The organism is Amycolatopsis sp. CA-128772 (assembly GCF_002904295.1).
GTDB lineage: Bacteria > Actinomycetota > Actinomycetes > Mycobacteriales > Pseudonocardiaceae > Amycolatopsis.
Genome location: NZ_PPHG01000025.1, coordinates 195,313 through 215,155, shown reverse-complemented (window position 1 = coordinate 215,155; position 19,843 = coordinate 195,313). Strand labels below are relative to the sequence as shown.

The window sequence follows — 19,843 nt, the reverse complement described above, 5'->3', positions numbered from 1 at the left end:
GAGACGGGGACACCCATGCCTTCCACCGAACGCGGCGAGCTCGCCGGCCGCACCGTCTTCCGCGTCGGCTTCGGGGCGATGCAGCTCGAGCGCCTGCACGCCGACCGCGGGGCCGCCGTCGCGCTGCTGCGCCGCGCCGTCGAGCTCGGCGTCGACCACGTCGACACCGCCCAGTTCTACGGCAACGGCTTCGTCAACAGCGTGCTCCGCGACGCGCTCCGGGCCGGCGACGACTTCCTGGTCGCCAGCAAGGTCGGCGCCGACCCGGACCCCGGTGCCCCGATCCCGCTCCGCCTCGCACAGCGGCCGGCGCAGCTGCGCGCGAGCGTGGAGGACAACCTCCGCGCGCTCGGGCTCGACCGGCTCCCGCTGGTGAACCTGCGCCGCGCCGACCGGCGGCCCGGCGTGCTCGCCCAGGGGGACCAGCTCGTCGACCTCGACGACCAGCTCGCCGTGCTGACGGCGATGCGCGACGAGGGCAAGCTCGGCGCGATCGGGCTCAGCAGCGTCACCACCGACACCCTGCGCCGCGCCCTGCCGGCCGGGATCACTTGCGTGCAGAACGCCTACAGCCTGGTCAGCCGCGACGACGAGGACATGCTCGCGCTGTGCGTCGCGCAGGACATCGCCTGGGTCCCGTACTTCCCGCTGGGCGGCGCGTTCCCCGGCCTGCCGAAGGTGACCGGGGAACCCGCCGTGCTGGCCGCCGCGCAGGCGCTCGGCCACTCGCCGGAGCAGGTGGGCCTGGCCTGGCTGCTGCAGCACGCCCCGAACGTCCACCTGATCCCGGGCACGGCGAGCGAAGCCCACCTCGAGGCCAACATCGCCGCGGCCGGGATCGAGCTGGACGCCGCCACGGTGGCCGCGCTGGACGCGATCCCCACCCGTTCGATGGACGCCGCCCTGGGCTGACCGTCAGGAGGCGACCGGCGCGCCCAGGATGGGGAAGTTGCGCGGGAGGACGCAGAGGCCGGTGGTGGCGAACATCTCCAGCGAGCTGCCCACGCACCGCAGGAGCGGCACGGATTCCGTCTGAGCCGAAGCGGCGCCCGCCGTTCCGAAGAGGACTCCGGTCGTCAACGCCAGGGCACCGATCGTGGCAGTGAAGCGTCGCATGGCGATTCTCCTGTTCTGGATCCGGTTTCCGTCGTGCCGGGACTGCCCCGCAACCGGGGCGGCGGAACGGATCCGCGGATCATCGCACCGGTTCGGGTGTCACCCACGGGAACCACACCGGCCGACATGGTCGCCGAGGGCCCGCCGCACCTGCCGCGGTTCCCGCCCGGTGGTGCTGCATCGCGTGCCCGGCCGCACGGTGCTCATCGGCGCGGCCGGGACGGACGGCCCCGGTGCGCTGCCGGCGCTCGCGTGCCCCGCGACGGCAAGCTGATCGCCACGATCCACGACTGCGCGCTGTCGAATTGACCCAGCACGGTGCCGGCTGGGGCGAAGGGGCCTTCCGCGCGCGGAACGGTGCGAACCGCTCCGGCCGGCGGCGGGAGCGGGACAGGCCGACGTGGTCGGCTTCGGCACCGTCCGGCGGCCGACTCGCACCGGGGCGGCGGGGGCGGGATCCGGCCCCCCGGTCAGACCTCTGACGCCGATGAGTGCTCAGCGGCGAAGACGGCCAGCTCGGCCCGGTCGCGCACCGACGTCTTCATCAGCAACGCCGCCACGTGCTTCTCCACGGTCCGCGGCGAGATGTGCAGGCGCGCCGCCAGTGCCTTGTTGCTGAGCCGGAACGCCAGCAGCTCGAACACCTCGTACTCGCGCAGCGTCACGCCGATCGCGCGCAGGCTCTCCGGTACCCGTTCCGTTCCGGTGCGGCGCTGCTGCACCGACGCCCCGGCCCGGCGCAGCAGGGCCCGGCACGCGCTGGCCGCCGGGATCACGTCCGCGCCGTGGAACTGGCTCTCGGCTTCGCGGAGCCAGTCCGCCGGTTCGCCCCAGCCGTGGTCGACCGCCGGTTCCGCGGCCAGGCGCAGGCCCAGCGGGCGGGCGATGCCGAACGGGGAGGCCGCCTGCGCCGCGCGCCGCATGGCGCCCGCCGCGGCGTCGGGCGCGTTGTCGCGGCCGTGCAGCACCGCTTCGGCCAGCAGGACGAACTGGCGGTTCCAGCGCATCCCGCCGGCCGCTCCGGCGGCGATGCGCCGGTGGTCGTCCCAGCTCGCGTCGCCGGCGATCGCGTCCAGCAGGAGCTTCAGGCCGTGCGTGCCGGCCAGGTGGAACGTGCTCTGCTGGCGGGCCTGGTCGGCCGCGAGCGTCTCCAGCTCGGCGCGGGCCGTCTCGCGGTCCTCCTCCAGCAGGGAACAGAAGACCTGCGCGAGGCCGCGCGCGAGCGGTGCCTCCGGGCCGGTGTCACCGCCGTCGCGCCGGAACTCGGCGAGGGCGCCCTCCATCGTCCGGCGGTCGCCGCGGTGACCCGCCAATACCGCCTGGGCCATCTGGACGTACCTGCTGACCGCGAACAGCTTGATCCGCGACGCCTCCGCGTAGCACGCGTCGAGCCGTTGCCCGGCCTCGTCGAACCTCCCGCACAGCACGGAATGCAGGCCCAGCACCGCTTCCGCGTTGTAGGCGAGGCTGATCCCGCCGGTGCGCAGCGCCTCGGCGCGGGCGGTCTCCAAACCGGACGGGTCCGCTTCGGACAGCCAGGCGTTGCCGCCCAGGCCGACCAGTGCGTAGTTGCGCCAGTTCGTCAGCCGGTGTTCGGCGGCGCTGTCGAGCATCCGCCGGAAGCACTCGTCCGACTCGGCCATGTCCCGCTCGCGCACGACGAACCCGACCGCGTACAGCGCCTGGCACGCCGTGGCGGGGGAGCCGATCCGCTCGGCCCCGGTGACCGCGCGGCGGGCCAGCTCCTCGCTGCGGCGCACCCGGTCCGAAGCCGGGCCGGACATCGACAGGTACGCGTCCACCGCGTCGACCGCCACAGCCTCCTCGTCCAGCTCCCCATCGGGCAGCAGCGCCCGGGCCGCGGCGACCTGCTCGAAGCCCTCCGCCCAGCGGCCGGCGACCTGCGCCGCCCACGCCAGCCGCACGTGGACGCGGATCTGGCGCGCCCGGTCCCGGCTGTCGGCCGGCCGCAGCGAACCGGCGACCTTCACCGCGCGGTCGAACTGCCCCGCCTCCGCCAGCGCGAACAGCAGCAGCTCCAGCAGGTCGCGGTACCGCCCGGACTGTTCGCCGCCGCGGTCCGCGTCGTCGCCGAGCAGGTTCACCGCGTGTTCCAGCACGGCGATCGCCGACCCCGGCGCGCCCTCGGCCAGCGCGCGGCGGGCCGCCTCGCGGTACAGGTCGGCGGCCGCCCAGCGGTCGCCCGCGCCCAGCCGCAGCGACGCGGCCAGGCTGCACAGCTCGCCCGGCAGCTCGGGGTGCAGCTCCACCACGGCGTCGGCCGCCTTCGCCGACAGCGCCACGCGTTCGGCGGGGTTCAACAGCGTGAGCAGCGCTTCGGCGGTGAGCGGGTGGCGGAAGGCGTACCAGTCTTCGCCGCGTTCGTCGGCGATGAGCAGCTGCGCGGCGACGGCGGACTGCAGGTGGCCGAACAGGCTGTGGTCGTCCAGTTCGCTCACCCGCTGCACCACCGAGAGCGGGAACCGGCGGCCGAGCACCGCGGCGATGGCGAGCAGCTGCTTGCCGCGTTCGCCGAGGCGATCCGCGCGGCGGGTGATGATGGTGACGAGCGTGGAGGGCACGGCGCCGCGGCTGTGCCCGGTGAACCGCCAGCCCGCCGCGCCGTTCACCAGCTCGCCCGCGGCCACCATGCTGTGCAGCAGTTCCTCGACGACCAGGGGATTGCCCGCGCTGTCGGTGAACAGGCGCTCGGCCACGTCGGCGGGCACCTGGGCGGGCTCGGCGCCGAGGGACGAGGCCACCACCTCCCGCACCTCGGCGGGCCCGAGGCTGTCCAGCGGCATCAGGAAGCCCTCGCCGCGCCGGGCGACGGCGTGGGCGGCCTCCAGCGCGGGCGAGGGTTCGGCGCGCAGCGTGGCCAGGACGACCACGGGCTGCGTGCGGACGTTGGCGGCGAGGTACTCGACCACGGCGAGGGTTTCGACGTCGGAGTCCTGGAGGTCGTCGACGACGAAGAGGCAGCCGCGGCCCGACCCGGCCAGGCCGGTGAGCCGCAGCGTCGCCTCGGCGAGCACGACCAGCGAGGAGTCGCCCGCGGTGTCGGTGCCGGCGGCCCAGTCCGGGATCAGCCTGCCCAGCACCGACCGGTACGGCCCGAGCTGTTCGACCAGCTCGTGACCGCCCGTGCGGGCCAGGGACAGCAGGGCTTCGGTGAGCGCCCGGAACGGCACCGCGGGCCCGGTGGTGCTGCCGCGTCCCCGCAGCACCACCAACCCCGCGTCGAGGGCGCGGCCCACCGCTTCGGCGGCGAGCCGGGTCTTGCCGATCCCGGGTTCCCCCGTGACGAACACGGCCGATCCGGAAGAGCGGCGAGCGTCGTCCAACACCCGCTCGATCTCCTCGATCTCCGTTCCTCGGCCGACGAGAGCGGGGGCACGGGTGCGCATGCGCCAACCTTAGAGACCGGAGCCACGGATTCGGTGTTCTTCCGGTGGAGATTCCACTGTTCGGACGGCAACATCGGGGTTGTTGTCACGCTTTGTGCCGTCGCGAGCACGTCACGCGTGCGTGTGGTTGCTCACCACGGTGCTGATGTCCATCGTGACCACCGCGGCGCTCGCCACGCCGAGGGTCAGCCCGGCGAGAATCCCCGCGCGGACACCGATCTTCGTTCTGGGGGCGGGCTCCGCACCCGGAGCGGTGTCCCCGAGCGGGCTGTCCACCTCGGAACCGGCGACGGTCGGGTCGAATTCGCCGGCGTTGGTGTCGTTGCGCATCTGCACTCCCAGGATGAGGTGTTCCGAGGCAATTACTGGGGACGTCCCGACGGCTCCAACAGGAGAACCGACGGAACCTGTTCGGGAAAACCGACCCGCAACAACCCGAAACCGATACCCCCGGTTCCGGTCAGCAGGCCCGGGCTCGCTACGCCGTGCGGCGTACCGCACTGGAGCCCGTGTCCTTCGACGGCGCCCACGAGGCGCGAGGTCGCCCTCCGCAACGCGGAGACCGACGGTTCGTGCCCCTGCCCGGCCAGCACCACGAGTGCTTCCAAGGTGCCGAGCTCGCCGTGGCAGAGCGACTGGTCCGACGACGGCGGCCGGGCGGCCACCGCGGCCGAGAAGGCGTCCGCCGTCTGCGTGGCGGCGCCGGGCGGCGGCCCGGCGTGGCCACGGGCGGCGGCCGCGGCGAGGACCCGGCCGGCGACCCCCGAGCACCAGCCCAGGTCGCCGGACACCGGTTCCGCCGCGGTCCGGCCGCCCCGGCCGAGTGCCCAGTCGACGCCCGCCGCGCCCCACAGGAAACCGGGGGCGGCTGGACGCGGGGCACCGGCGAGGCGCCGGGAGAGGATGGCGGCCAGTCCGGCCGCTTCGGACAGTCCGCTTTCCGCGTGCACGGCGTGCATCGCGGCGAGGGCGCCCGCGGTGCCTTCGCCGACGCCGGCGGGTGCGGCCGTGTCGGCGGCGGCGGTCGCGGCGATCGCGGCGGGCAGGCAGGCGGCGAGCGTGCTGTCCTCGAGGAGCGAGGCCAGGCGGGCGACGGCGTAACAGATCCCGCCCAGGCCGAAGAACCCGCCGGAGCCGACTTCGCGGGCCAGCTCCGGGTGTTCGGCGAGGACCTCGACGAGCGCCGGCAGCGTGCGCACGGCCTTGGCGGCCAGCTCGGAGTACCGGGCGGTGCCGGTCAGCCGGCCCAGCTGGGCCAGGAACAGCGCCGTGCCGCAGTAGCCCTCGGCGAGCCCGGCGCCCATCGGCAGCACCAGCCAGTGCCGGCCGTCCAGGAGTTCCAGGCCGACCCAGTTGGCCCGGCCGTCCTCGTGGGCGGCGCGGGCGACGAGGTCGTCGCCGATCGCGGAGGCCAGCGCGAGCAGGTGCTGGCTGTCGGGCACGACGGCGGCGACCGCCCCCGGCAGCGGCGCGCCCGCGCGGTGGCGGACCTCCGGCCGGCGGGTGGCGAGGGTGGCCTCCACGAACCACTCCTGCTCGCGCAGGTCCTCCGCGCACAGCTGGGCGATCTTCGCGCGGGCCTGGTCCAGGCCACTGGCGGCGAGCAGGCCGGGCAGCACCGCGCCGGTACCGGTGGTGACGTCGACCGAACCCGCGGCGGCGGTGAACACCGGCACGTCGCCGGCGCACAGCTCGGCGATCTCGTGGGCCACGAGCGCGGGCAGGTGGGCCTTGCCGGTGTCGTCGGCGAGCGAGGCGAACGCCGCCGGCCGGGCGGCGCCCGCGGTCAGGTGCGCCGGGTGCGTCGAGTCGGTCAGCAGCGTGGCGTAGACCTGCGTCGGGCGCATGACCAGGCGGATCTCCTCGTCCGCGAACGCGTCCAGCGCGCCACCGAGCAGCTCGGCGCGGCGGTCCACCAGGGACTCGTAGGCGGCGCGGAACCCGCTCAGCAGGCTCTGGCGGTACATCCCGGCGTCGACCTCGGCCCCCGCGAGCACCGGGCGGTTCGAGCCGCCGGCGTAGGGGAGCGGCCCGCGGGCCAGGCGCATGTCGTCGGTCCCGGCGCCGGCCCAGTGCGGCACCTCGACCGGGCTCGGCTCGCCGTTGCCGCCGCCGAAGGCCGAGACGTCGAGGGCGCCGTGCTCGCCGAGCATCAGCGTGGGCAGCAGCGCGGTCCGGGCGACCGAGCGGCGCAGCGCGGCGGCGGCCGGGTCGGGCCCGTTGCGGGTCAGCGCGGTGAACGCCGGGTGGAACAGCGTCTCGACGTCGACCAGCATCGGCTGGTCACCGGAGGCGATGAGGTTTTCGCAGTGCATGTCGGTGGCGTCGAGGGCGTAGAGCAGGGCGAGCAGGGCGCCCTGGCGGCGGTAGAACAGCTCGACGCCGGCCTGGTCGGCGCACGGGCGCGCGGGGACGTACTCGACCCAGCCGTAGCCGTCGCGGGCCAGCACGCCCAGCGGGCGCGGCGCCAGCCCGGGCCGTTCTTCGGCGAACCAGCGCAGCAGGTCGCCCCACCGGGCGAGCAGCCCGAGCGGCCGCGGCTTGTAGACGAGCCGCCGTCCGTCGGCGAAGCCGAGCACGGCCACCGCGCGCCCACCGGAGTGCACGTCACCGGCACCCAGCGTCAGTTCGCTCGGCTCGGCGGCGCTGCCGGCGAGCAGGCCGGCGCACAGGGCGTCCCGGTCCGCGGCGAACCGCGTGAGCAGCTCGGCGACGGCGTCGGCGGTGCGCAGGCAGGTCTGGGCGAGCAGCCGGGCGAGCAGCGGGTGGCGGGTCAGCACCCCGGTGAGGTGGCCGCGGCTGCCGAGCAGGCGCAGGAAGTCGACGAACCGGTCCCGCCCGGTGGCCCCGCGCAGCAGCCCGGCCTTCTTGGCGGAGTGCAGTTCGAGCACGAAGGTCCGGGCGGCGAGGGCGGTGAGCTGCCCGCCGAGCCAGGACTCGACACCGGGCCAGAGGCGTTCGGCGGCCGGGAGGCGGTGCACGAGGAGCTGCCGGGTGGCGGCGAGGAACGGGAGGACGGCGTGCTTGAAGACGTGAGCCCCGTCGGCCTCGACGGGGGTGGGCCAGTCACCTTCGGCGGGGAGGGAGGCCAGGACGTCGTCGGTGAGCAGCGCCCAGCCGGGGCGGTCGCCGGTCTCGGCGGTCCCGGCGGTCTCGCCGGGGAGGCGGGCGGCGGTCCACCACGCCGGTGCCTCGCCGGGGGCCTGCTCGGGACGTTCGACTGTCTGGCTCACGCCGATGAGACTCGCATCCTGGGAGATGCGCGTACATGGGTACTCGCTACCCAGATTGCGGGCGTAGCCGGGTGGAGTACCCGGATTGCCCGGGGTTCAAACCCTTCCCGCGGTGCCTGGTGGGTCGGAATCCGGGCAGGTCACGGGCTCAGGGCGGGGGTACGGCCGGGGTGGCGGCCGGCATCGCCGGCGGCTGCCGGGGGGTGCGGTGGGCAGGAGTGGGTATGCCCGCCCGGGTGAGCGGCCGCCGCCGATGTGACCACGGCGCCCGGTGAGGGCCGGGTCATCGCCGCCCCGCCGTTGCCGGGGTCTCCAGCTCCGCCAAGCCTCGCCACCTGACCTCCCGCACCGGCACCGTCGTCGCCAGGGCCGCCACGTGGTCTCCCGCCACCTCCAGCCGCCGCAGGTGCACCGGTTCCTCCGGCCACCCCTGCACGTCCGATCGCGCCAGCGGTCCCCGTACGTCCACCCGTGCCGGGGCTGCCGCGAGGCCCAGGCCGGCCAGCTTCATCGCCGCCTCCTTGCGCGTCCACGCCGTCAGCAGGCTGGCCGCTCTCTCCGCCGGGTCCGCCGCCGAAAACTCGCGGTACTCCGCCGCCGACAGCACCACGCCCGCCAGTCCGGCCGGGTCGGCCGCCGTGGCCGGGTCTTCGATGTCCGCGCCGATCGATCCCGCCTCCGCCGCCGCCAGCAGGAGCCACTTCTCCGTGTGGGACACCGAAAACGACGGTGCGCCGGCCAGCCGCGGGCGGCCGTGGGCGGGGTCGCCGCAATGCCGGCACGTCCGGTCGATCCGCACCTCCGCGGCGGGTACACCGGCCACGCAAGACCCCCAAAGGCGTTGCAGCGCACGGGAAGCCACGAACACGTCCCCGGCCGGAGGCGCCAGGCGGGCCGCGCGGGCGCGTTCCGGCGCGGACAGCAGCCCGAGCCACTCCGGCCGGGGGCGGACCGGCACGAGCCAGACGTCGACCGTCATGGCGCCTGCGGCAGCAGCAGGGCCGCCCGGGGTGCGGGCAGCTCCTCCGACGGGGTGCCCAGCTCCGCCAGCAGGTGCGCGACCGCCGCCGCGAGCTGGTCGTCCTCGCCCGGCAGGAGCCGGTCCGGGGCCGGGACCACCGCCAGGTCCGGCTCGACGCCGTGGTTCTCCAGCGAGCCACCCGCGTCGCCGAAGCGGTAGCGGAACTCCGGCTGCGTCGTGACCGTGCCGTCCACCAGCCGGTGCCGCGGCCAGGTCGCGATCACCCCGCCCCAGCTGCGCCGTCCGATGAGCGGGCCCAGCCCGAGCGCGCGGAAGACGTGGGCGAAGATTTCGCCGTCGGACCCGGTGTGCTCGTTGAGCAGCGTCGCCATCGGGCCGCGCGGGGACTCCGTCGGGTACGGCGCCATCCCGCTCCAGCGGCCGTGCTCGGTGCCGGTGCGGCGGCGGGCCAGCCGGTCGAGCAGCAGCGGCGACACGTGGCCGCCGGTGTTGAACCGGACGTCCACGATCAGGCCGTCGCGGTCGAGCTCGGTGAGGAACCCGCGGACGAAGTCGGCGTACCCGCTGCGCGTCATGTCCGGCACGTGCAGGTACCCCAGCCGTTCACCTGACACCGCCCGCACGTACGCGCGGTTGCCCTCGGCCCAGTCCAGGTACCGCGCCCGTGCCTCGCTCGCGCACGCCCGCACGACCACGCGGTGTTCGGCGTCGCCTCGCCGGACGGTCAGCTCCACCTCGCGGTCGGCCTGCCCGACCAGGAGCTCGCCGGGCCCCGGCGGGCCGACCCGCCGCCCGTTGACCGCGACCACGGCGTCACCGGCGCGGATGTCGGCGCCGAGGCGGGCGCACGGCGAACCGGCCTTCGGGTTCCACGGGTCGCCGCGCAGGATCCGCGCGATCCGCCACTGCGAGCCGTCGGCGGTGGTGTCCCAGTCGACGCCGAGGAAGCCCTGCGCCTCGTCCGGCCCGGCGCGGTACTCGCCGCCGCGCTCGAACGCGTGCGAGGTGCCGAGCTCGCCGTGCAGCTCCCAGATCAGATCGGACAGCTCCGCGCGGCACGACACCAGCTCCGCGAGCGGCGCGTACCGGTCGTACACCGCGTCCCAGTCGAGGCCGGACATCCGCGCGTCCCAATAGCCTTCGCGCTGCAGCCGCCACGCCTCGCGGAACATCTGCCGCCACTCCGCGGACGGGTCGAACGGGACCTTGACGCGCCCGAGGTCGACCCAGCCGGTGGCCGGGCCCGGCTCCTCGCCGTCGGGCGGGTCGCCGGCGGCGTCGCCGCGCAGCACCCGCAGCCGGCTGTCGGTGCGGTGCAGGACCACGTCACCCCGCACGTCCAGCTCGTCGACCGCGCCGAGGCAGTCCGCGGTCACCCGGCCCGACGCCAGCTCCACCAGGGAGACCGTGCCCTCGGCGCCGGAACCCGGGTGCGCCGGATCGGGCGCGGCCAACGGCACCGACAGCAGCAGCACGCGCCCGGGCAGCGCCGCGATGTCGCTGTAGCGGCCTTCGGGCACCGGGAACGCCGCGACCCGCCGGGAAATCCCGTCGAGGTCGATCTCCACCCGGCCGTCGCCGCGGGTGGCGGGCAGCGCCTGCCCGGGCACGGCCACCCGCGCCTCGAACGGCGACGGGTCGCCGTCCCGCAGCGTGACCAGGTACGGCCGGGACCCGAACGGGAACCCGACGTCGAACTGCACCTGGTCCAGCTCCGGGGTGAGGTCGCGCTGGCCGAGGAAGTACAGGTACCGCCCGGACGGGTCGAACGCCGGGCGCGCGTCCCGCACCACCGGCTCGGTGACCCGGTGGGTCCGCCCGGACGCGGTGTCGGCGAGCTTGATCGACGACGTGCGCGGCGACTCCGGGAACGTGTAGGCCAGCCAGCGGCCGTCGGGCGACCACGCGAGGTCCTCGATGCGCTCGTGCCGGCTCGCGTCGAGCAGCCGGGGCCGGGGGAGCACGTCGGCGGTGTCCACGACCCACACGCGCTGGCGGCTGGTCGCGAAGGCGACGAGCCCGGACGCGGGGGAAGCGGTCAGCTCGGTGATGTGCCCGACGCCGCCGGCGACCAGCACCGGAGCGTCTTCGCCGCCCTCGGCGTCCATCAGCACGATCCGCTCGTCCGGGCTCTCGTCGGCGGCCACGGCGACGAGCTGCCGCCCGCCGGCCAGCCAGCGCAGCAGCCGGTAGCGGACGCCGTCGGCGCTGCCGTGGCCGCGGACCGGCCCGGACCAGTGCGCGAAGGTGAACGCCTTGCCGCGGGCGGTCACCGCGAGCCGGGTGCCGTCGGGGGACAGGCGCGCGCCGTCGAGGTACTCACCCGCCGGGGCGAACCGGCGGCCGCGCTGCGGGGCCGCGCCGCCCAGGTCGACTTCCACCGGCCGCGCGCCGAGCTCGTCCAGCAGGTGCAGCCGGGCGCCCGCGGTGTAGACCAGCCGGGTGCCGTCGGTGGTGAGGCCGCGCGCGTAGTGGTCGTGGTGGTCGGTGTGCCGGCGCAGGTCGGTGCCGTCGGGCCGGCACGAGTAGACGTTGCCGATGCCCTCGTGGTCGCTGATGAAGTGCACGCGGCCGCCGGCCCAGCACGGGTCGGCGACGTTCCCGGGCAGCGCGACGAGCCGTGTGAACGGCCCCGACTCGTGCTCGGCGTACCACAGCTCGCCGGTGCCGCCGCCGCGATAGCGCTTCCACCGCGCGGGATCCGCGGTGTTGCGGCCGACGACGACGCCGTCACCGAAGGCGATCGTGTCGGCCGGCCCGAGCTGCAGCGGCCGCGCGGGACCGCCGGCCGGCGGCACCGAGAACAGCCGCGCGCCGAAGCCGGACGGCTGCTCGGCGTCGGTCGCGTAGAGCACGTCGCCGGTGTGCGGGTGCCAGCCGACGGTGAGGCAGCGGCCCGCCTGGTGGGTCAGCCGCCGGGGCCGGCCGCCCTCGGCCGGCATGACGTACACCTCGGCCGGCCCGTCGTCGGTGCCCACGAAGGCGATTTCCCGGCCGTCCGGGGAGATCCGCGGCCGCCGGGCCTCGCCGGGGCCCGCGGTCAGCCGGTGCGCCCGGCCGCCCTCGGCGGGTACCGACCACAGGTCGTCCTCGCACGCGAACCAGAGGGTGTCGCCGGAGATCGCGGGCGTCCGCAGGTACCCGGTCCGCCCGGTCACGACCGGGCCTCGATGCGCTCGCGGATCCGCTCGGCCAGCTCGCGGCGGCGGTCGCCGGCGGACGCTTCGTGCTTGCGGACGTCCTCGTCGGACAGCGTCCAGTAGCACGCCGTCCGCCATTCGCCGACGGTGTAGGAATCCCGCTCGCACCGGACCTGGTGCTGGGCTTCGAGGGCCTCGGCGGACAGGAACATCGTGTTGTGCGTGAGGACCTGGTTGACGATCACCCGCATGTTGAGCTCGTCGCGCAGGTGCTTGTGCACCGCGTAGACGGCGAGCGCGCCCAGCCCGCGGTCGCGCGGGAGCACGCCGAAGGACAGTTCGCAGCGTTGCGCGCGCCAGTCGATCGAGGTGATCCACGCGAAGCCCATCACGCGGTCGTGCGGGCCGCACACGGTGAAGATCCGCTTGGTGCGGTGCTCCTCGGTGATGGTGCGGAGCTGGCGCGCCTGCAGGCCGTCGTCGTCCGAGCCGACGGCGAAGTCGGTGAGGTTGGCCGTGAACCGCGCTTCGCGCAGCAGTTCCGTGCGCAGCGGGACGTCCTCCTCGGTGAAGTGCCGGACGGTCACGATCGGCATGGCTCCTCCTTCACCAGGACCAGCACGTCGTGGAAGGCGTGGCCGGCGTAGCGGTGGCCGGGCAGCACGCCGGTGCGCGCGAACCCGGCCCCCAGGAACGGGGCGGCGGCGCTGTCGGCGGGGACCAGCGCGACGAACGACGTCCGCCGGTGGTAGGTGGCCAGGTGCCCGAGCAGCGCGCGCACCGGCTCCGGGCCGGCGGACGTGCTGGAGACGTACGCCTGGCGTGGCTGCGCCCGGTTCGGCACGCAGCCGACCAGCGCGCCGCCCGCGGCGTACACCTGGGCTTCGCGGCGGACGAGCTCACGCTCGAGCAGGGCGTCGTTCTGGGTCACCGGGTCGGTGCCGAGGAACCCGCGCGCGGCCTCGCCGGCGCGGCGCAGCCCCCGCGCGGCCTCGGCGGGCGACAGCGGTCTGAGCTCAGTCATGGCGGGTCGTCCCCCAGATCTCCCGTGCGGCGGGTGCGCCGTCGAACCAGGTGGCGGCCGGGACGACCGCTTCGCGCCGGAACCCGGCGGCGGCCAGCGCGTCCGTACCGGGCGTGGTGACCCAGCCGTACAGGCGCCGGAGGTTCAGCCCGGTGAAGCCGTGCCCGACGGCGGCTTCGAGCAGATCGTCCAGGTCGGACAGTCTGTTGTGGACACCGATTTCGACGCGGGCCCGGCGGTGCACCCAGTCGATGTCGGTGTAGCGGACGAAGGCGCCGTCGGTGACGCACAGCTCCTCGTCGCCGCCGGTGGGCGGCGGGACTTCGGTCGGCTCGGCGAGGGCGGGCCAGTCGTCGAGCGGCAGCCCGAGCAGCTCGCCGGCGAGCCACGGCCCGCTCAGCAGCCGGCGGTCGGTGCCGCGGTATCCGCGCAGGTTCATGACTCCGCCCAGAGCTGGGAGAAGAAGACCGTGCCGCGGCGACGGCCATCGCGCGTGGTCACGCCGGCGAGCGTGCCCTCTTCGGTGAGGCCTGCGGACCGCGCGAAGGCGAGGCCCACCGGGTCGAACTCGGGGAACCGGACCGACAGCCGGACGACTTCGTGCCGCCACCGCAGGGCCCGCACGATCTCGCGGTAGGCGTCGCGCCACCAGTGCGCCTGCGCGCCGGACCGCAGGCGCAGGTGCAGGAGGTAGTGGCAGCCGTGCTCGCTGCCCTCGTGCTCGAGGGCGTAGAGGCCGACGGGTTCGCCGTCGGCGCGGAGCACGCGGGTGTCGTCGCCGAGGAGCTCGAGGATCTCCCACTCGGGCCGCGTGGCGGGCCGTTCGGTGCGGAAGAAGAAGCCGGGGTCGGCGAAGAGCGCGAGCACGGCGGCCCGGTCGGCGTCCGCGTAGGCGCGGGCCGACCAGCGCGGCAGCCCGCGGTCCGCCGGAACGGGGGCAGGCGGTGCGGCGGGCGCGATCGAGGTCATGGCCCCTCCCGGGCTGGTGGGTCTGGCGGGGACTCGAACGTTGGGCGGGTGCGGAGCCGCCGGACCGGCACTTTCACGTGAAAGTGCCGGTTCCGGCGGGGACGGCGACAGGTCCGGTGCGGACCGCCGCCGTCCCGCCGCGAGGTCAGGCCTCCTTGACGGCGACCTTCGAGGCCTCCTTGGACGCCTCCTTGACGGCCTCCTTGACGGCGACCTTCGACGCGACCTTGGACGCGACCTTGCTGGCGACCTTCGAGGCTTCCTTCGACATGGGTGCTCCTCATTCCTTCGGTGGGATTTCCCCCGCAGATCCCGGTCCGCACTTTCCTGCGTTCCGGCGGGGCCAACCCAGATTCACCGACGAACCGTTGCCGGTCAAGGAAAACTCCGGCCCGCCCGGTGTCATGTTCGTGCCACGGAGAACGTGTCACCGCCAGGGGCTAACCATTCCGCCGCGCACCGCCCACCATCGGCGTACGACGATTCACGGTTGGAGGCCCCGGATGCCCGAGGGGAAAAGCGCGAACCTCTGCTGGGGACAGCACCACCACCTGCTGCGGTACCTGCGGGTGCCGGCGCAGTCCCGGCACGAGGCGCACATCGGCACCAGCTACCCGCTGCCCGCGGGCTGCACGGTCGCGGCCGTCCGCGCCGCGCTGACGCACCTGGTGCGCCGGCACGAAGTGCTGCGCACGGTCTACGACCTGACCGGCACCGCCGCCGACGGCCGCGCCTGGCCGCGCCAGCTCGTGCAGCCGCCGGCCCCGCAGCCGGTGACCGAGGCGACCACGGAGGACGCCGTGGACGTCATCGCGCGCCTCACCCGTACGCCGTTCGACCTGGCCCGCGAGTGGCCCCTGCGGGCCTGCGTGGTCACCACCGGCGGCCGGCTGGTGCGCCTGCACCTGGTCTTCAACCACCTGGCCTTCGACGACGTCGCCCTCGACCGCCTGGCCGCCGAGCTCGACGAGCTCCTGGCCGCGCGCACCGAGGGCCGGCCCGCGGTGCTGGACCCGGTCGAACACCAGCCGGTGGACCTCGCCCGCTTCGAGGAGAGCCGCACCGACGCCGACATCGAACCCGCGCTCGGCCACTGGCGCGAGCTCGTCAAGAAGCTCCCGGCGGACGTCTTCTCGAAGCGCCGCAGGGTTTCCGAGGCCGCCCACAGCGGCTCCTTCACCGTCCCGTCCCTGTTGTCGGCCGCCCGGACGATCGCCGCGCGCGAGCACGTGTGGCCCTCGGCCGTGCACCTGGCCGCCTATGCCGTCACGCTCGCCGCGTATACCGGGCAACCGGTGGTCGCGCACCGGATGTACACCAGCCAGCGGGACGCCAGCGGCTTCGGCGGCGCCGTCACGTGCCTGTCCTACCCGACGCCGGTGCTCGCCGACCTCGGCGGCGATCCGCGGTTCTCGGCCGTGGTCAAGGAGTCCGCGACCCGCGTCAGCCAGGCGATGACGCACGCGCACGTGCCCTACGACCGCGTGTACGAGCTGATCGCCGAGGAGGGCGTGCGCGTGGTCGCCGAGCTGAACTTCCTCGACAACGCACCGCGGTCCTGCCGGACCAAACGCGACCGGTACGCGGTCAACGCGGCCCCCGTCGACTGGGCGCACGCCGGCTCGGACAGCTACCTGCGCGTCTACGAATGGGCCGACGGCATCACGCTGGCCCTGCAGGCCCTGGACGCGGTGATGGACGCCGGCGCCGTCGAGCAGTTCCTGCGCGGCTACGCCCGGCTCGTCGAGGCGCACCGCGAGCCGGGCACCGACCTGCGCGTCAGCGAGGCCGCCGCGCTCCTCGGCTTCACCCCGCCGGAACCACCGCGGATCCGGGCCGAACCCGAACGCACCGGGACCGCACCCGCCGAACGCGTCCTCACCGAGGTCGTGGCCGAGGTCAACGGCCTCGGCGACGTCGACCCGGCGCGCAGCTACCTCGGCGCGGGCGGGCGCGTGCTGCGCCTGCCCCGCGTGGTCGAAGCCCTGCACGAGCGCGGCTGGTCGGCCGGGCTCGTCCCGTTCACCACCGCCCGCCCCCTGTCCGCGCTCGCGCACGAACTCGTGCCGGCCCGCGGCTGAGCCGGCACGAAGAGGAGGAAACCATGTCCCTGCTCGAAGCACCCCGCCTGGAACGGGTGGCGTCGTTCGTGCCGGAGACGAGCCTGCCGGTCGCGGACCTGGCCGGCCCGCTCGGCCTCGACGCGACCCAGCTGCGCTTCTTCACCCGCTTCCTCGGCCTCGACCGCGTCGCCGTCGCCGAGGGCCTCGACCTCGCCGACATGCTGGCGGGCGCGGGGGAGCGCGTGCTGTCCGGGACCGACCGCGACTCGGTCCGGTTCCTGGTCCACGCGCACACCATGCAGCACGTCGCCGTCGCCACGCCCGGCCTCCTCGAGGACGTGCGGACGCGGCTGCGGCTGCACCGCGCCACCGCGTTCAGCCTCTCGCACCTCAACTGCGTCATCGGGATCCAGGCCCTGCACATCGCGCGGTCGCTGCTGGCCACCGCGGCCCCCGGCGACCGGGTGCTCGTGCTGACCGGCGACAAGGTGCTGATGCACGAGGCCCGGCTGATCCGCGACACCACGATCCAGGGCGACGGCGCCGCCGCGGTGCTGCTCGGCCCGGACCCGCGCGGCGACCGCGTCCTCGGGCGCGCGCTCACCGTGCTGGGCGAGTTCTACCGCGGCATCGACTGCGACGAGGCCCTGCAGCTGCAGTACAAGCACGTCTACCCGGACGCGCTCGCCCAGGTCATGCAGGACGCCCTCGACGACGCCCGGGTCGAGGCCGCGGACATCGCCGCCATCCTGCCGCACAACGTCAACAAGCTGTCCTGGAAACGCATCTCGGGCGCGCTCGGCGTGCCGCGGGACCGCGTGTTCCTGGACAACGTCGGGAAGTACGCCCACTGCTACAGCTCCGACCCGTTCATCAACCTGGCGGCGGTGCGCGCGGACGGGCGGGTCGATCCGGGGGACCTCGTGCTGCTGGCTTCGGCCGGCCTCGGGGCGACCTTCGCGGCGGCCGTCGTCGAGATCGGAGAAGGGAACCAGGGATGAATTTCGTGGCACGGCTGAAGAAGGACCTCACCGGTGACGCCGGGGCAAGGTTCGTCTTCGTCAACAACTTCGAGGTGGAACGCAGCTGGGCGGTGGGCGAGCCGAAGCTGCCCGGCGCCGGCATCTCGTTCGCGGGGGCCACGGTCAACCGCATGGAGGAGATGGGCGCGCTGCTCGCCGGCGAGGGCGACCTGGTGGTGCTCAAGGCACCCATGGACCCCGCGTTCGCCGGCTACCTCGCCCGGATCGGCGCGGCCGACGGCTCGACGCTGATCGCCGAGCACAACGACCCGGACGCGATGGTGACCGAGGACGCGCTGAACTCGCCCGAGCTGCTGGACAGGCTGCGGGAGCTGGCCGACGGCAACACCTACCTGATGCCGCTGGGCATCTCGGCGTCGGAGGAGGCCCTGGCCAAGGAGTCCGGGCTGCCGCTGGCCGGCTCGACCGCGCAGATCTGCAAGGCGGTCAACGGCAAGGTGTTCAGCCGCGGCCTGGTCGACACGCTCGGCCTGCGCCAGGTGCCCGGCCGGGTGGTGCACACGGTCGGCGAGCTGCGCGAGGCCCTCACCGCGCAGCTGGCCCTGGGCGGCCGGGTCGTGGTCAAGGAGTCGCTCGGCGTCTCCGGGCGCGGCATGGTCGTGGTCGAGGACGAGCGCGGCGCGAACCGCCTGCTGCGCCTGATCGAACGCCGCGGCGCCGACGCGCCCGCGAACCTCGTGATCGAGTCCTGGATCGAGCACGCCCAGGACCTCAACTACCAGTTCGTCGTCTCCCGCACCGGCGGCGTCCGGTTCGAGACGGTCAAGGCCGCGGTGCTCAAGAACGGCGTGCACCAGGGACACCGCTTCCCGGTCGAGCTGCCGCCGGTCGCGGCGCGTGAGCTGGCCGAGGCGGTCGAGAAGATCGGGCGGGCGCTGCACGACGAAGGGTTCTTCGGGATGGTCGGCGTCGACGCGATGCTCGCCGCCGACGGGACGCTCTACCCGTGCCTGGAGATCAACGCCCGGTTCAACATGTCGACCTACCAGAGCCGGATCGCCGAGAAGTTCATCCCGGAGGGGCGGCACGCCATCGCGGCGACCTTCTCGCTGAAGCTGCAGCGCGAACACACCTTCGCCGAGGTCGAGAGCGCCCTCGGCGACCTGTTCTTCACCGGCGCCGGCGACACCGGCGTGCTCGTCAACAACTTCGCGACGCTCAACGCCGCGGCCACCGGCGAGGGTTCCTTCCACGGCCGTCTTTACGCGATCTGCGTCGGGGACTCGCCCGAGGAGGCCCTCGCCGTGCGGACCGAGGCCGAGCGCCGCCTCGGCGTCATGACAGGGGAAAACGCATGACCGGCATCGACTACCCGGACCTGGCCGCGCGCTTCGGCACGCCGCTCTACGTCTACGACGGCGACGTCCTGCACGACACGATCACCGGCCTGCGCGCGGTGCTGCACCCGGCGATCGAGGTGTTCTACTCCCTCAAGGCGAACCCGAACATCAGCGTCTTCGCCGCCCTGCACGGCGGCGGCGCGCGGGCCGAGGTTTCGTCCGTCGTGGAGCTGCAGACCGTGCTCAAGGCCGGGGCGCGGCCGGACGACATCATCTTCCTCGGCCCCGGCAAAAGCGAGCAGGAACTGCGCGCCTGTCTGGAAACGGGCGTCTACGCGATCGTCTGCGAGTCCTTCGCCGAGCTGGACGACATCGAACGGCTCGGCGCCGAGCTCGGCAAGCAGCAGCGGGTGCTGCTGCGGATCAACCCGACCTGCGCGATCAGCGGGTCCCGGCTGACCATGGGCGGCAAGCCCCGCCAGTTCGGCATCGACGAGGCGCAGGTGCTCGCGGCCGGACCGCGGCTGGCGGAGTACCGCCACGCCGACGTCGCCGGCATCCAGGTGTACATGGGCACGCGCATCCTCGACGCCGACGTCATCGGCAAGAACACGCGCTACGCCCTCGACCTGGCCGAGCGCGTGGTCGCGGAGACCGGGATCCGGCTGGAAGCCGTCGACATCGGCGGCGGCCTCGGCGTCGCCTACTTCGAGGGCGAAGACGACCTCGAAGCCGCCGACGTGGCCGCGGAGATCAACCCGATGCTGGAGGCGTTCCACCGGGCGCACCCGGCCACCCGGCTGATCATGGAGTCCGGCCGGTTCCTGGCCGGGCGCGCCGGGGTGTACGTGCTCGGTGTCCGGTACGTCAAGGAGTCCATGGGGGAGCGGTTCGCGATCGCGGACGGCGGCACCCACCACCACATGGCCGCGGTCGGCATCGGCTCGTTCGTCAAGCGCAACTTCCCGGCCGTGCTGCTCACCCCGCGTGCCGCCGGCGAGGACACCGACGACACCGTCGAGCCGGGCCCGTGGACCGTCACCGGCCCGCTGTGCACGCCCAACGACACCCTGCTCAAGCAGGTGAAACTGCCCGACCTGCGCGCCGGCGACCTGGTCGGCGTCCTGAACTCCGGCGCCTACGGGCCGTCGGCCTCGCCCGGGCTGTTCCTCAGCCACGGGTTCCCCGCCGAGGTCCTCGTGCGCGGGGGTGCGGCCTTCCTGGTCCGCGACCGCGACGAGCCCGAGGACCTGCTGCGCAAGCAGCACCTGCACCAGCCGTCCACCAGCAGCACCACCAGCACGGAAAGCGAGCCGAGATGAACCGCACCGAGATCGTCGCCCACCTGGAGATCGCCCTGTCCGCCGTGCTCAACAAGGAGATCGGCGGCGTCACCCCGGAGCTGCGCCTGTTCGAGGACCTGGCGCTCGACTCCACCAGCGTCATCGAGCTGCTGATGAGCCTCGAGGACACCATCGGCCTCGAGATCGACCCGGACGAGCTCGGCCCGGAGGTCTTCCGCACGGTCGGCAGCCTGACCGACTACATCGAGTCGGCCTTCGCCAGGGCCGCTGCGGCGGTCTGAG

17 protein-coding genes are annotated in these 19,843 nt (G+C 74.4%); 6 read left to right on the top strand and 11 right to left on the bottom strand.

What is annotated here, in order from left to right; translation table 11 throughout:
* Window positions 1–15 precede the first annotated feature (15 nt).
* Entirely contained in the window at window positions 16–912 is an 897-nt protein-coding gene (locus C2L59_RS11105) for an aldo/keto reductase (protein ID WP_103349439.1), read from the top strand.
* A 3-nt stretch (window positions 913–915) separates the two neighbouring features.
* On the opposite strand, the gene C2L59_RS47390 is transcribed toward C2L59_RS11105, so the two are convergent.
* The 11 genes from C2L59_RS47390 to C2L59_RS49805 form a co-directional block, all read right to left on the bottom strand.
* Window positions 916–1,116, bottom strand: a complete 201-nt coding sequence (locus C2L59_RS47390; RefSeq protein ID WP_158263036.1) for a hypothetical protein — start codon at window positions 1,114–1,116, stop codon at window positions 916–918.
* Between the two features lie 470 nt (window positions 1,117–1,586).
* Entirely contained in the window at window positions 1,587–4,523 is a 2,937-nt protein-coding gene (locus C2L59_RS11095; RefSeq protein ID WP_103349438.1) for a LuxR family transcriptional regulator, read from the bottom strand.
* 111 nt (window positions 4,524–4,634) lie between these two features.
* Window positions 4,635–4,853, bottom strand: coding sequence for a hypothetical protein (locus C2L59_RS11090; RefSeq protein WP_103349437.1), 219 nt, complete (start codon window positions 4,851–4,853; stop codon window positions 4,635–4,637).
* Between the two features lie 32 nt (window positions 4,854–4,885).
* Window positions 4,886–7,756, bottom strand: a complete 2,871-nt coding sequence (locus tag C2L59_RS11085) for a type 2 lanthipeptide synthetase LanM family protein (RefSeq protein WP_103349436.1) — start codon at window positions 7,754–7,756, stop codon at window positions 4,886–4,888.
* A 283-nt stretch (window positions 7,757–8,039) separates the two neighbouring features.
* A complete protein-coding gene (locus tag C2L59_RS11080; protein WP_103349435.1) occupies window positions 8,040–8,735 on the bottom strand; it encodes a 4'-phosphopantetheinyl transferase superfamily protein in 696 nt (231 codons plus the stop codon).
* Complete coding sequence (locus C2L59_RS50055; protein ID WP_199199012.1) at window positions 8,732–11,896, bottom strand: S41 family peptidase; 3,165 nt, start codon at window positions 11,894–11,896, stop codon at window positions 8,732–8,734. Before C2L59_RS50055 ends, C2L59_RS11080 begins: the two co-directional genes overlap by 4 nt.
* Window positions 11,893–12,474 (bottom strand): GNAT family N-acetyltransferase, encoded by a 582-nt coding sequence (locus tag C2L59_RS47875; protein ID WP_199199011.1) that lies wholly within the window; start codon window positions 12,472–12,474, stop codon window positions 11,893–11,895. The genes C2L59_RS50055 and C2L59_RS47875 overlap by 4 nt, the downstream gene beginning before the upstream one ends.
* Window positions 12,462–12,902: a hypothetical protein gene (locus tag C2L59_RS11070; RefSeq protein ID WP_103349433.1), complete on the bottom strand. Its 441-nt coding sequence runs from the start codon at window positions 12,900–12,902 to the stop codon at window positions 12,462–12,464. The genes C2L59_RS47875 and C2L59_RS11070 overlap by 13 nt, the downstream gene beginning before the upstream one ends.
* A complete protein-coding gene (locus C2L59_RS11065; RefSeq protein ID WP_103349432.1) occupies window positions 12,895–13,341 on the bottom strand; it encodes a hypothetical protein in 447 nt (148 codons plus the stop codon). Before C2L59_RS11065 ends, C2L59_RS11070 begins: the two co-directional genes overlap by 8 nt.
* Window positions 13,338–13,871: a hypothetical protein gene (locus tag C2L59_RS11060; protein ID WP_103349431.1), complete on the bottom strand. Its 534-nt coding sequence runs from the start codon at window positions 13,869–13,871 to the stop codon at window positions 13,338–13,340. Before C2L59_RS11060 ends, C2L59_RS11065 begins: the two co-directional genes overlap by 4 nt.
* A 145-nt stretch (window positions 13,872–14,016) precedes the next feature.
* Window positions 14,017–14,142, bottom strand: a complete 126-nt coding sequence (locus C2L59_RS49805) for a hypothetical protein (protein WP_255410255.1) — start codon at window positions 14,140–14,142, stop codon at window positions 14,017–14,019.
* A 232-nt stretch (window positions 14,143–14,374) separates the two neighbouring features.
* Here C2L59_RS49805 and C2L59_RS11055 point away from each other — a divergent pair, with 232 nt between their 5' ends.
* The 5 genes from C2L59_RS11055 to C2L59_RS11035 are packed head-to-tail and all read left to right on the top strand — an operon-like array spanning window position 14,375 to window position 19,842.
* On the top strand, window positions 14,375–15,952 hold the full coding sequence (locus C2L59_RS11055) for a condensation domain-containing protein (RefSeq protein ID WP_158263035.1): 1,578 nt from the start codon (window positions 14,375–14,377) through the stop codon (window positions 15,950–15,952).
* A gap of 23 nt (window positions 15,953–15,975) precedes the next feature.
* A complete protein-coding gene (locus C2L59_RS11050; protein ID WP_103349429.1) occupies window positions 15,976–16,935 on the top strand; it encodes a ketoacyl-ACP synthase III family protein in 960 nt (319 codons plus the stop codon).
* Window positions 16,932–18,275, top strand: a complete 1,344-nt coding sequence (locus C2L59_RS11045) for an ATP-grasp domain-containing protein (protein WP_103349428.1) — start codon at window positions 16,932–16,934, stop codon at window positions 18,273–18,275. The genes C2L59_RS11050 and C2L59_RS11045 overlap by 4 nt, the downstream gene beginning before the upstream one ends.
* The gene (locus C2L59_RS11040) at window positions 18,272–19,579 is read left to right on the top strand and encodes a type III PLP-dependent enzyme (RefSeq protein ID WP_103349427.1); all 1,308 of its coding nucleotides are present in this window, start codon (window positions 18,272–18,274) and stop codon (window positions 19,577–19,579) included. Before C2L59_RS11045 ends, C2L59_RS11040 begins: the two co-directional genes overlap by 4 nt.
* Window positions 19,576–19,842, top strand: coding sequence for an acyl carrier protein (locus C2L59_RS11035; protein ID WP_003100549.1), 267 nt, complete (start codon window positions 19,576–19,578; stop codon window positions 19,840–19,842). Before C2L59_RS11040 ends, C2L59_RS11035 begins: the two co-directional genes overlap by 4 nt.
* The last annotated feature ends 1 nt before the right edge of the window (window position 19,843 follow it).

Bases quoted from the DNA above. Each gene is read 5' to 3' on its own strand.
- C2L59_RS11045 (WP_103349428.1), top strand. From the start codon at position 16,932: ATGAATTTCGTGGCACGGCTGAAGAAGGACCTCACCGGTGACGCCGGG.
- C2L59_RS11095 (WP_103349438.1), bottom strand. From the start codon at position 4,523: ATGCGCACCCGTGCCCCCGCTCTCGTCGGCCGAGGAACGGAGATCGAG.
- C2L59_RS11080 (WP_103349435.1), bottom strand. From the start codon at position 8,735: ATGACGGTCGACGTCTGGCTCGTGCCGGTCCGCCCCCGGCCGGAGTGG.
- C2L59_RS49805 (WP_255410255.1), bottom strand. From the start codon at position 14,142: ATGTCGAAGGAAGCCTCGAAGGTCGCCAGCAAGGTCGCGTCCAAGGTC.
- C2L59_RS11070 (WP_103349433.1), bottom strand. From the start codon at position 12,902: ATGACTGAGCTCAGACCGCTGTCGCCCGCCGAGGCCGCGCGGGGGCTG.
- C2L59_RS11065 (WP_103349432.1), bottom strand. From the start codon at position 13,341: ATGAACCTGCGCGGATACCGCGGCACCGACCGCCGGCTGCTGAGCGGG.
- C2L59_RS47875 (WP_199199011.1), bottom strand. From the start codon at position 12,474: ATGCCGATCGTGACCGTCCGGCACTTCACCGAGGAGGACGTCCCGCTG.
- C2L59_RS11060 (WP_103349431.1), bottom strand. From the start codon at position 13,871: ATGACCTCGATCGCGCCCGCCGCACCGCCTGCCCCCGTTCCGGCGGAC.
- C2L59_RS11090 (WP_103349437.1), bottom strand. From the start codon at position 4,853: ATGCGCAACGACACCAACGCCGGCGAATTCGACCCGACCGTCGCCGGT.
- C2L59_RS11040 (WP_103349427.1), top strand. From the start codon at position 18,272: ATGACCGGCATCGACTACCCGGACCTGGCCGCGCGCTTCGGCACGCCG.
- C2L59_RS11035 (WP_003100549.1), top strand. From the start codon at position 19,576: ATGAACCGCACCGAGATCGTCGCCCACCTGGAGATCGCCCTGTCCGCC.
- C2L59_RS11050 (WP_103349429.1), top strand. From the start codon at position 15,976: ATGTCCCTGCTCGAAGCACCCCGCCTGGAACGGGTGGCGTCGTTCGTG.
- C2L59_RS11105 (WP_103349439.1), top strand. From the start codon at position 16: ATGCCTTCCACCGAACGCGGCGAGCTCGCCGGCCGCACCGTCTTCCGC.
- C2L59_RS47390 (WP_158263036.1), bottom strand. From the start codon at position 1,116: ATGCGACGCTTCACTGCCACGATCGGTGCCCTGGCGTTGACGACCGGA.
- C2L59_RS11055 (WP_158263035.1), top strand. From the start codon at position 14,375: ATGCCCGAGGGGAAAAGCGCGAACCTCTGCTGGGGACAGCACCACCAC.